This window comes from Frankia sp. CgKIO3 (assembly GCF_977946435.1).
Genome location: NZ_CDWTMO010000019.1, coordinates 26,129 through 37,031, shown reverse-complemented (window position 1 = coordinate 37,031; position 10,903 = coordinate 26,129). Strand labels below are relative to the sequence as shown.

8 protein-coding genes are annotated in these 10,903 nt (G+C 71.3%); all 8 read right to left on the bottom strand.

Annotated features, from left to right (window positions below; genetic code table 11):
- Positions 1-16 precede the first annotated feature (16 nt).
- Positions 17-211 carry a hypothetical protein gene (locus tag AC08OJ_RS04175; protein WP_476595111.1) on the bottom strand — a complete coding sequence of 65 codons (195 nt, stop codon included), beginning with the start codon at positions 209-211 and terminating at the stop codon, positions 17-19.
- Positions 212-399: 188 nt separating this feature from the next.
- Complete coding sequence (gene meaB, locus AC08OJ_RS04170) at positions 400-1,443, bottom strand: methylmalonyl Co-A mutase-associated GTPase MeaB (protein WP_476595110.1); 1,044 nt, start codon at positions 1,441-1,443, stop codon at positions 400-402.
- 26 nt (positions 1,444-1,469) lie between these two features.
- On the bottom strand, positions 1,470-3,734 hold the full coding sequence (gene scpA, locus AC08OJ_RS04165) for a methylmalonyl-CoA mutase (protein WP_476595109.1): 2,265 nt from the start codon (positions 3,732-3,734) through the stop codon (positions 1,470-1,472).
- Positions 3,734-5,662, bottom strand: coding sequence for a methylmalonyl-CoA mutase family protein (locus AC08OJ_RS04160; protein ID WP_476595108.1), 1,929 nt, complete (start codon positions 5,660-5,662; stop codon positions 3,734-3,736). The genes scpA and AC08OJ_RS04160 overlap by 1 nt, the downstream gene beginning before the upstream one ends.
- A gap of 92 nt (positions 5,663-5,754) precedes the next feature.
- The gene (locus tag AC08OJ_RS04155; RefSeq protein ID WP_476591937.1) at positions 5,755-7,029 is read right to left on the bottom strand and encodes a type IV toxin-antitoxin system AbiEi family antitoxin domain-containing protein; all 1,275 of its coding nucleotides are present in this window, start codon (positions 7,027-7,029) and stop codon (positions 5,755-5,757) included.
- Between the two features lie 258 nt (positions 7,030-7,287).
- The gene (locus tag AC08OJ_RS04150; protein ID WP_476591936.1) at positions 7,288-8,061 is read right to left on the bottom strand and encodes a sulfite exporter TauE/SafE family protein; all 774 of its coding nucleotides are present in this window, start codon (positions 8,059-8,061) and stop codon (positions 7,288-7,290) included.
- A gap of 90 nt (positions 8,062-8,151) precedes the next feature.
- Positions 8,152-8,607 carry a tellurite resistance TerB family protein gene (locus AC08OJ_RS04145; RefSeq protein WP_476591935.1) on the bottom strand — a complete coding sequence of 152 codons (456 nt, stop codon included), beginning with the start codon at positions 8,605-8,607 and terminating at the stop codon, positions 8,152-8,154.
- 92 nt (positions 8,608-8,699) lie between these two features.
- Positions 8,700-10,901, bottom strand: coding sequence for a phosphoinositide-specific phospholipase C-related protein (locus AC08OJ_RS04140; protein ID WP_476595107.1), 2,202 nt, complete (start codon positions 10,899-10,901; stop codon positions 8,700-8,702).
- Positions 10,902-10,903 lie beyond the last annotated feature (2 nt).

Below are 10,903 nucleotides of genomic sequence, written 5' to 3'. Positions count from 1 at the left end.
AGATCAAATGATCAACTTATTTAATGACGATCCCCAGGTCGAGGGAGCCCTCGTCGATGGCATCGAGCATGTTACGCAGGGAAAAGCTCTTCGTACTTACCCGGATGCTCTCGGGTTTCCAGGGCCGGTCAATGTCCTGGAAACCGGTCTCCTGCTCTTCCTCGACATCCAGCGGCGTGTTGCCTTCGTGCTCGACGACGACCGCGCTCACCGGCTCCACCCGCGTACTCCGTTTCCAGCCGTCACGATCGGTAGACGCCGTTCCCGGGCACCGTTCCCCACCTCAGCCAGGTCGCCCTGTCGCAGGCGGGCCCGCGCAGGGTGACCATACCCCGGTGGGCGTCCCGGCGGATGTGGTCCATCGCGGGTCGTCGGCCGGTCAGGCTACTCCAGTCTGGCTCAGTGCCCGGGGTCGGAGGGTGCCGCGGCCCGGCCCTCGTGGGCGGCCAAGCCGTCATGCGCGGCGAGGATGGCGTCGGCGGCCAGGCTCGGGGGGAGGGTGCCGTCGCGGACCCGCCGTTCAAGGTCCGGAGTGATCTCGCGGACCCCCGGATCGGCCCGCAGGCCAGCGAGCAGCCGATCGTGGACCATCGCCCACATCCAGTCGACCTGCTGGCGGCGCCGGCGGGCGGCGAGTTCGCCGGAGGCGTCGAGGGTGTCCTGATGCTTGACGATCTGCGCCCAGATGGTGTCCAGCCCCGTCCGCTCCACCGCGCTGCACGTCAGCACCGGGGTGTTCCAGTCCCGGGGACCGGCGGAGCCCTGCAGCAGCCGCAGCGCGCCGGCGAGTTCCCGGGCGGCACGGCGGGCGTCGAGCTCGTGCGGCCCGTCGGCTTTGTTCACCGCGATGACGTCGGCGAGCTCCAGCACCCCCTTCTTGATGCCCTGGAGCTGATCCCCCGTCCGGGCCAGGGTCAGGAACAGGAAGGTGTCGACCATGTCGGCGACGGTCGTCTCCGACTGGCCGACGCCGACCGTCTCGACCAGGACGACGTCGTAGCCCGCCGCCTCCATGACGACCATCGCCTCGCGGGTCGCCTTGGCGACGCCACCGAGCGTCCCCGCGGTGGGCGAGGGCCGGATGAACGCCGCCGGATCGGTGGACAACGCCGCCATCCGGGTCTTGTCCCCCAGGATGCTGCCGCCGGTACGCGTCGAGGAGGGGTCGACGGCGAGCACCGCCACCTGGTGCCCCTTCCCGGTGAGCATGGTGCCCAGCGCGTCGATGAACGTCGACTTGCCCACCCCGGGCACCCCGGTGATGCCGATCCGACGGGCCTTGCCCGCGTGCGGCAGCAACGTCACCAGCAGCCGCTGCGCGAGCTCCTGGTGGTCGGGCCTGGTGGACTCGACGAGGGTGATGGCCCGCGCGATCCAGGTCCGCGACGAGGCCAGCACCCCGTCGGCGTACTCGCCCGGATCGATCGGTCGTCGGGTCACCATGCCGGATCTGCCGTCACTCGGGCGGGTCAGGCCGTGGGGTGAGCGGGATGAGCGGGATGAGCGAGCTGGGCCGACAGGGCCGCGAGCAGGTCCAGCGCGGCGTCGGCGATGACCGTGCCGGGGGGGAAGATCGCGGCAGCGCCCGCGGTCCGCAGCTCGTCGAAGTCGCCGGGGGGGATGACCCCGCCGACCACGATGAGGATGTCGGGCCGGTCGAGCGCGGCAAGCTCCTCGCGCAGCGCGGGCACCAGGGTGAGGTGGCCGGCGGCCAGCGATGACACCCCGATGATCTGCACGTCGGCCTCGACGGCCTGGCGGGCGACCTCGGCCGGGGTCTGGAACAGCGGGCCGACGTCCACGTCGAAGCCGAGGTCGGCGAACGCGGTGGCGATCACCTTCTGGCCGCGGTCGTGACCGTCCTGGCCCATCTTCGCGACCAGGATCCGGGGCCGGCGACCCTCGGCACGTTCGAAGGCGGCGGCGGCCTCGCGGGCGGCGACGATGTTGCCGGCAGGTCCCGCCTCGTCCCGGTACACCCCGGAAATGGTACGGATCTGGCCCGCGTGACGCCCGTAGACCTTCTCCAGCGCGTCGGAGATCTCCCCGACCGTCGCCTGAGCCCGGGCCGCGTCGACGGCGAGCGCCAGCAGGTTCTGCTCCAGCCCGGGACCGCGGCGCCCATCGCGGGCCGCGTCGGCCGCCGCGGTCAGGGCGTGCAGCGCCGCCTCCACCGCGGCCGGGTCACGGTCGGCGCGCAGCCGGCGCAGCTTCTCGATCTGCTCGGCGCGCACCGCCGAGTTGTCGACCTTGAGCACCTCGATGGCCTCGTCCGCGTCGACGCGGTACTTGTTCACCCCGATCAGCGGCTGGCGGCCGGAGTCGATGCGGGCCTGGGTGCGGGCGGCGGCCTCCTCGATGCGCATCTTCGGGATCCCGGCGTCGATGGCCTGCGCCATGCCGCCCGAGGCCTCGACCTCGTCGATGTGCTCCCAGGCCCGGCGGGCCAGGTCGTGGGTGAGCCGCTCGACGTAGTAGCTGCCGCCCCACGGGTCGATCACCCGGGTGGTGCCGGACTCCTGCTGGAGCAGCAGCTGGGTGTTGCGGGCAACGCGGGCCGAGAAGTCCGTCGGCAGGGCCAGCGCCTCGTCGAGGGCGTTGGTGTGCAGCGACTGGGTGTGCCCCTGGGTGGCGGCCATCGCCTCCACGCAGGTGCGCACCACGTTGTTGAACACGTCCTGGGCAGTCAGCGACCAGCCCGAGGTCTGCGAGTGGGTCCGCAGCGACAGCGACTTGGCGCTCTTCGGGGTGAACTGGTTGACCAGCCGCGACCACAGCAGCCGGGCCGCGCGCAGCTTGGCGACCTCCATGAAGAAGTTCATGCCGATCGCCCAGAAGAACGACAGCCTTGGTGCGAACGCGTCGATATCCAGCCCCGCGCCCAGCCCCGCCCGGATGTACTCGACCCCGTCGGCCAGGGTGTAGGCCAGTTCCAGGTCGGCCGTCGCCCCGGCCTCCTGCATGTGGTAGCCGGAGATCGAGATCGAGTTGAACCGCGGCATCTGCTGCGAGGTGAACGAGAAGATGTCCGAGATGATCTGCATCGACGGCTGCGGCGGGTAGATGTAGGTGTTGCGGACCATGAACTCCTTGAGGATGTCGTTCTGGATGGTCCCGGCGAGCTGCCCCGGGGCCACCCCCTGCTCCTCGGCCGCGACGATGTAGAGCGCCAGCACCGGCAGCACGGCGCCGTTCATGGTCATCGACACGCTCATCTTGTCCAGCGGGATACCGTCGAACAGCTGGCGCATGTCGAGGATGGAGTCGATGGCGACGCCGGCCATGCCGACGTCGCCGGTGACCCGCGGGTGATCGCTGTCGTAGCCGCGGTGGGTCGGCAGGTCGAAGGCGACCGACAGGCCCTTCTGCCCGGCGGCGAGGTTGCGCCGGTAGAAGGCGTTCGACGCGGCGGCGGTGGAGAACCCGGCATACTGGCGGATGGTCCACGGCTGGGTGACGTACATCGCCGGGTACGGGCCGCGCAGGAAGGGCGCGATCCCCGGGTAGGTGCCCAGGAAGTCCAGGCCCGCGGTGTCGGCGGCAGTGTAGAGCGGCTTCACCGCGATGCCCTCGGGGGTATCCCAGGTCAGCGCGTCGGCGTCCTTACCGGTCGCCGCCTCCAAGGCGGCCCGCCACTCACCTTCCGCCGCGTCCGCCCCGGCCGGCGTGGTGCCCAGCTCCACCGCGGAGAAGTCCGGGATCATCGTGGCACGTTGCGAGCTGTCCGTGGACATCAGGCCACCCCAACCTCGGCGAGCGTCGCCCGCAGCACGGCGACGGCATTGCATCCAGTGAACACGTAGCCGTCGATGCCCGCGGCGGCATCGGTCTGCGCGCGCGCACCGGCCTGGCCCGCGAGCCACACCCGGCTCGCCCCGACGGCCCGCAGCGCCTCGGCGACCGGCCCGGCGTGCTCGGCGTACACCTTGTCGGCCGAGCACAGGCAGGCCACGGTGGCCCCGGAGGCGCTGAACGCCGCCGCGATCGACGCCGGGTCCGTGCCCGGGCCGGACGTCGGAGTCTCGAACCCGCCCGCCTGGAACAGGTTGGCGGCGAAGGTGGCGCGCGCGGTCGAGGCCGCCGCGCTGCCCAGGGTGGCCAGGAAGACCACGGGCCGGCCGCCCGTCGCCGCCAGGTGCGCGTCGGAACGGGCGCGCAGCTCCTCGAAGGTGAGGTCGTAGGTGAGCTCCGGCAGCCCGGCGCCCACCGCCGTGGGGGCCTCCCCGCCGGCGCCGGCGGGGCTCGCGGCGGGCACGGGGTGCCGCTCGGGGAGGTTCTCGCCCAGGTTCGGGAACTCGCTCACCCCGGTGATCGGTTCCCGCCGGTGGGCGATCGTGTCGGAGCGCGTCGCCCAGGTGGCCGCGATTCGCTCGGCGATGAGCCCGGACCGCAGGCCGGCGACGATCTCGCCGGCCCGCTCGATCTCGGTGAACCAGGCCCAGGCCGCCTCGGCGAGCTCGGCGGTGAGTAACTCGACGTACCAGGAGCCGCCGGCCGGGTCGGTCACCCGGATCAGGCTCGACTCCTCCTGCAGGAGGGTCTGGGTGTTGCGGGCGATCCGGCGGGAGAAGTCGTCGGGCCGGCCGAGGCGCGTGTCGAACGGCAGGACGGTGACCGCGTCGGCGCCGCCGACACCGGCGCCGAAGCAGGCCAGCGTCGTGCGCAGCATGTTCACCCAGGGATCCCGGCGGGTCATCATCGCCGCCGAGGTGACCGCGTGCTGGCGCTGGGCCCGGTTGGCCGGCTCGGCGCCGCACACCTCGGCGACCCGTGACCACAATCGGCGGGCGGCCCGCAGCTTCGCGATCGAGGAGAACTGATCGGCGGTGACCGCGTAGCGAAACTCGATCTGGGCGAGCGCCTCGGCAAGGCTCAGGCCGGCCCCGGTGAGCTCCCGCAGGTAGGCGACGCCGGTGGCCAGTGACGCCCCGAGTTCCTCGACGTCACTGCCACCCGCGCGGTGGTAGGGCTGGGCGTCGACGACGAAGGCGCGGATCCCGGGGAACTCCCGCACGCACCGGCCGGCGAGCGACACCGCCTCGGCGAGGCCCACCGGGCCGTCGGCCGGCAAGCCGGTCCGCGCGGCCAGACCGATCGGGTCGGCGCCGAGGCTGCCCGTGAGCTGCGAACCGGGCAGGCCGCGGGCGGCGGCGAGGCCGAAGAACTCCTCGGCGGCCGGGGCGGTGAGCTCCCCCGCGTCCAGCACGATCGGCGCGAGGTCGAGGTAGACCTCGCGCAGCACCGCGCCGAGCCCGCCGATCGGCAGACCGGCGGGCCCCAGCCGCAGCCAGAGCGAGGTAGCGCCGTTCTCCAGATCGGCGAGGACCGCCTCGGCGACGAGCGTGGCATCGGGGTTGTCATGCAGCGCGCGGACATCCCAGCCGCCGGTGCCCGCGCCCTGCGCCCGCCCACCCCGCACGAACGGGGCGAGCCCCGGCAGGCCCACCCCGCCGGCGGGGGCGTTCTCGGCGGTGTAGAGCGGACGGATCCGCGGACCGTCATAGGTCCGCGTGGCCAACAGCTCCTCGACTTCGCCGGGAGTAGTCGCCTCGGTCGCCACGCCAGACTTGCGCAGCACCTGCAGGACGAGCGTCTGCCAATCGGCGCGCGTCGCCTCCGGAAAGTCTGCGGCCAGCGACAACCCGGCCGATGGAACGCTCATGTTCCGGATCGTAGGCCCGGGGGGCCCAGGCGGCCTGGAATGTACTTCCCGTCACAACACCTTGCGCGCGTTTCGCCGGATCGTGTTTCTGCTCACGATGCCCGCAGCCGCTCAGCCACCGCGGCTGTGCCGGCGGCGGACGCCTCAGCGGCCACTCTGGACGCCTCGGCCCGCTCGGCCGCCCGCGCCGCCAGGACCCGGGTCACCGCCGAGACGACCCGCTCCGGATGCCAGGTCACGTCGGCCACGCTGAACCGCAGCACCGTCCAGCGCAACGCGGCGAGGATGTTGCCGCGGTGACGGTCCTGGTAGATCATCGCCGGCGGGCTGGTGGCCGAGAAGGTGTCCGCCTCCACGTCGAGTCGCTGCGCCGGCCAGGCAAGATCCAGCCGGGTGATGATCTGACCGGTCCCGTCCCTGACCGGCCACTGCAATTCCACGGGCGCGAGCCCGTTGTCGGCCAGCAGCAGCCGCAGCCGGGTCTCCAGGGGGTTCTCGGCCCGGCCGTCGGCCAGCGACCACCAGTCGGTCGTCTGCCGGAAACCGCGCCGCCCCTCGGCGGCCGCCCGCGCCCCCGCCAAGCTCGGCACTAGGCCGCGGTGCAGGGCTGCGTCCAGGTGGGCGACCGCCGCCTCACGCGACTGGGCGGCCAGCACGAGATCCGTCAACGTCCGCTCCGACGAGGTGAGTGGGATCCCACCCAGCTCGAGGCGCTGGTCGGCGTCGAGATCGCTGAAGTGCAGCCGGATCCCGCGCGGCTGGGCCCGGGTCTGCCGAGCCGGAAGAAGGAGGTGCACGGGTTCGGTGGAGCTTTCCGGAACCGCGAGCGGAAAACCGTGGAGCCGGGCGGCGGTGATCCCGCAGACGACGGCTCGGGGACGCCCGATGAGCGCGGCCCGCACCCGTGCCGAAAACGGCGAGGAGAAGACCGGGAGAATCGGCGTGGTATTTTCATCGCCGACGATCGGCGCCGCGTGCCCGGGGCCCGCGGTGATGGCACCATGGCGCTTTCTTCGTCGGCGCGCGACGTCGTTCCGGACAAGTCCTGCGGATTCCTTCTCCCGGATTTCAGACTCCCGGGTTTCAGAATGCTCGGCGCGCCGCCGATCCCCCGGCCGCGGGACGTCGTCGACGGAGCCAGGGAGCTCCGTCGGGCCGAGGGGTACGACGAAGACACCGCGCACCGGATGGCTCCACTGGCCGGAGTGGACGAGCTGGCGCAGCTGGCCGCGGGTCAGCCCAGCGGCCATCGCCTGCCGGTAGGTGATCGCACCCCCCTGGCGACCGGCGAGGCGGACCGCGGGGTCGAAACCGGGATAGCGCACGGGACGGATCGGCGGGGGCGAGGCCGAAGCGGAAAACGTCATGGACCGAGAATCCATCAGGTAGCCCCGGTAATCCAGCGCCACAGGCCACCTGTGGATAACTCCTCACAGGAGGACGGCGAACGTAGGGCCCACCGATAACCCAGCCGGCTGTCACCGGAGCCATTTCCTCAAGCTAGCTTCGGGAGCGTAGCCGCTACCTAGCCGAGTTGCTTGCGAGAATGTACGATAACGACGGCGTGCATCGTCCGCTAACGCAAGACAATCGACGGGCAGCAGGTTGGACGGACAGCAGGTTACTCAGCCACGGATCAACAGCACGATCGCCACGGTCGCACCGAGCATGATGACCGTGCCACGTAGAACGTTCGGTCGTAGCCGGCGGGCCACCCGGGCACCGATCGTCCCGCCGAACAGGGAAGCGAGCACGAGGATGCCGGCGAACCCCCACGAGACCTTCGCGGTGACCAGGAAGACCGCCACTCCCACAGCGTTGACCCCGAACGCGAGCAGCGTCTTCAGCGCGTTGGTGCGCTGCAGGTCGTCGGCGAGCAGAATGCCCAGCACCCCGAGGAGCAGCACCCCGAGCCCCGCGCCGAAATACGATCCGTAGACTCCCGCGACAAAGATCCCAAGCCGGGTCGGCCAGGTCACCCGGGCCGTGGCGTCGACCACGGCCGTGCTGGCTCTCCGGCGTGCCACCACGGCCGCGAGCCGGGACTGAGCCGCCAGGAGCAGACAGGAGACCAGCACCAGGTACGGAACCAGCACCCGGAAGCTGTCGGAGGGCGTGGCCAGCAGCACGACGGCGCCGACCAGACCGCCGAGCAGAGCCGGCGGTCCCAGAGCACGCAGCCGGACGGCCTGCCCGGCAAGCTCGCGGCGGTAGCCCAGCGCCCCACCGGCGTACCCGGTGACCAGCCCCACCGATGAGGTGATGTTGGCGGTCAGCGCCGGCAGACCGGTGGCGAGCAGCGCCGGGAAGGCGATCAGGGTCCCGCCGCCCGCGATCGTGTTCACCGCGCCGGCGAGCAGACCCGCCCCGCCCGCGAGCAGGGCATCGGCTGGTCCCACGTGTCCTCTACGCCGATGGAAGGAAGAGTGACGGGTTCAGGGTGACGGGGTGACGGGGTGACGGGCTCGACGCAGTGCGGCCGGTCCGGCTCAGAGGTCGAACTCCTCCGGGTTGATGCCGACCGCGAAGCACGCCTCCCGCACGACGGCCTGCTCCGTCTTGTCGAAGGTGCCATCGGCCCCGCCGATGACGATCCCGATCTGGATGACCGCCCTGGCCTCCGCCGGCTTCTTCTTCGTCTTCGCGATCTCCTGGAGAACGGAGACCTTGCCGAACTCGAAATCGGCCTGCAGCTTGCCGACATAGTCGTTGAAGTGACGCTGGAGATCATCCGCGGGAAAGTTGCTAAGCACGTCGTTGGAGATGATCAGCGCGGCGACCCGCTGCCGCTCGGCCGGGTCGATGGTCCCGTCCGCCGCAGCGATCAACGCGCACATCGCCATGCTCGCATCGCGGAAGGCACCGCTCTTCAGGTCGTTTTTCTTGGCGTTCAGCTGGCCCTGCATCGTCTGAGCGGACTGACGCAGCTGGTTCCAGATCGGCACCTGGGCTCCCTCGCACGGTGACGTATCACTAGATAATTCCTCGCAGGTCAACGCATGACCGCCCGGATATGCTCCCACCGGCTGGCCGAGGGTCAGGAACCGGCACCGCCGGGACCACGGCCGGCGCCGCGAACGCGGTTGAGCCGGTCCACCGCCGTCTGCGCGTCACCGATCGTGGCGAAGTCGACCGCGACGAACGTCGGGATCCGCCCGCGCTCCTGGCGACAACGCTGTGCCCGGGTGAACACGGTCTCGGCGGCGTTCGCGCCGAGGGCGGCACGGCGGCTGGGCGCGGCGGCGGTGAGCCAGTGGTTCATCAGCAGCAGCGAGGCACCGTCCACGCCCCGGTTGCGGGCGCAGGTCCGCAGGTCCTCGGGTTTCTTCGCATCGAACGGGGTGTCCTCGGCATATCGGTAGAAGCTGCGCAGGAACGTGCCCGGCAGGTCCTGCCGCTCGGTGAAGATCACCAGGCGTCGGCCCGAGCCGACCATCTCGCGCAGGGTCGGCCATCGGCCGTGCGGATCCTCCGGCGGCGTCGTCACCATCCCCGCGAGGCCCGCGGCCGCCACGCCGCCGGCGATCTCGCTCGCTGGCACCTCATTATCCTGGATGATCAGCGTCACGACCTCGGTGGGATTGTGGTTCATCCAGTCCCGGACCCGGGTCAGCTCCGCCACGAAGTCGAGGGAGCCGAGCTGGCACAGGTCATGGCACAGCCAGGTGCCGGGGCGTTCCGATCGGGCGCCTCGCGTCAGCGGAGCGAGCGCGTCGTGGGTCGCGGGCGGCAGAGTCTGCAGGTAGGCGTCGACCTGGGTCGGCGATGTCCAGTGGTGCACGTCGAGCAGCAGGGCGCGCACCCCCAGGTCGAGCTGGTGCGCGATCGCCGGGTCCTGGGCGGGCCCGAGAAACCGGTCCTCACTGGTGGCCATCGCGTTGTGGGTGGCCAGGTAGCTTACCTGATCATAGCGCCGGTCGCACAGCGCCTGCTGGCTGTTGCAGAGCTTGCGGGCCTCGGCTGCGGCGCCCGGGAAGGCCGTCCAGGTCACAGTGATCATCAGGGGCAGCGCGAGGGCGAACGCCGTGGCGACCCGGCGCCGCCGGCCGGTCCGGTTCCACCGAGCGGACACCGCGACGAGCAGCGACAATCCGTAGCCGACCAGGCCGGCCACCAGCGTCCAGACCACGATCCGCAGAAAGCCGCTCTCGAGCGTGCCGTAGGCGCGCGAGGAGAAGTCGACCAGCACTGCGCCAGCTCCCGGCGGCAGGGGCGGCGACGGCCCGTCCAGCGAGGTCAGCGGATTCGGCAGCGCGATGCGCAGGACGACGCCGAGCAGCCCGGCACCGACGCCGGCGAGGACCACCGCACCGGTCGCGGCCCGGACCCGGGACACCCCCCGCCGCCCGGCCAGCACGACGATGCCGGCCAGGGCCGCCGTCATGATCAGGGCGAGCAGGAGGGAGACCCACACCAGGGTCGCGGCGACGTCGTGCAGCCGGCCGATCGCAACGATCATCGGCCGGTCATGCAGATCCGACAGGCGGACCCCGAGATCGAGGGTGGATCCGTGGAGATACGCCTGGAGCCGGCCAATGGCCGTCTCGTCGCCCTGGAAGACCTCCGGACCGACCAGCGCCAGTGCTCCGGCGATGTTGCCCGACCTCAGCAGGGCGCGCAGCGGAGCCTCGATGCGCGCACGGGTGTCGGCGTCCACCCGGCCCAGCACCACGGGCAGGACGCGGTCGGTGTCCTGCGGGGAGAGCTCGATCGTGGGTAGGGACTTCGGCGGACGCCCGGCAGCGATGTCGTCGAGCGCGGTGACGACACCGTGGGTGAACTCCTGCACGGTGGTGACCTGGTAGCTGGTGCCGGCGCCCAGTTCACCGGCGACGTACCGGTTGGCCAGGCCCGAGATGTTGTCGAAGATCGGCCGGAGGTCGACGGCGAGTTCGACGTCGTCCGTGTCGGCCCGCAGGTAGTCGACGATCCGGTTGATCTGCTCGTCGGTCATCGCCTGGATCGTTGACGGGGGCAGCACCGTGCGCAGGTTCGCGGTGACGAGGGAGCTGTCGATCGGGAGGCCGGCCAGCAACGTGTCGACCGCGGGATCGGGCAGTACCTGGGTGTAGACGCGGTCGTAGGCGTCGGCCCGGTTCAGCGACTGCGAGTAGAAAGCCGGGTTCAGCACGGTCCGCCACGCGGTGATGACGACGACCAGCGGCAGCCAGCAGAGCACGACGAGGGAGACGAGGGAGACGTGCGCGAGGCGCCCCCGCTCCCCTCCTCGGCGACCCACGG

Excerpts from the sequence above, each read along its gene's own strand:
- meaB (WP_476595110.1), bottom strand. The coding sequence starts at position 1,443 with ATGGTGACCCGACGACCGATCGATCCGGGCGAGTACGCCGACGGGGTG.
- AC08OJ_RS04160 (WP_476595108.1), bottom strand. The coding sequence starts at position 5,662 with ATGAGCGTTCCATCGGCCGGGTTGTCGCTGGCCGCAGACTTTCCGGAG.
- AC08OJ_RS04155 (WP_476591937.1), bottom strand. The coding sequence starts at position 7,029 with ATGACGTTTTCCGCTTCGGCCTCGCCCCCGCCGATCCGTCCCGTGCGC.
- scpA (WP_476595109.1), bottom strand. The coding sequence starts at position 3,734 with ATGTCCACGGACAGCTCGCAACGTGCCACGATGATCCCGGACTTCTCC.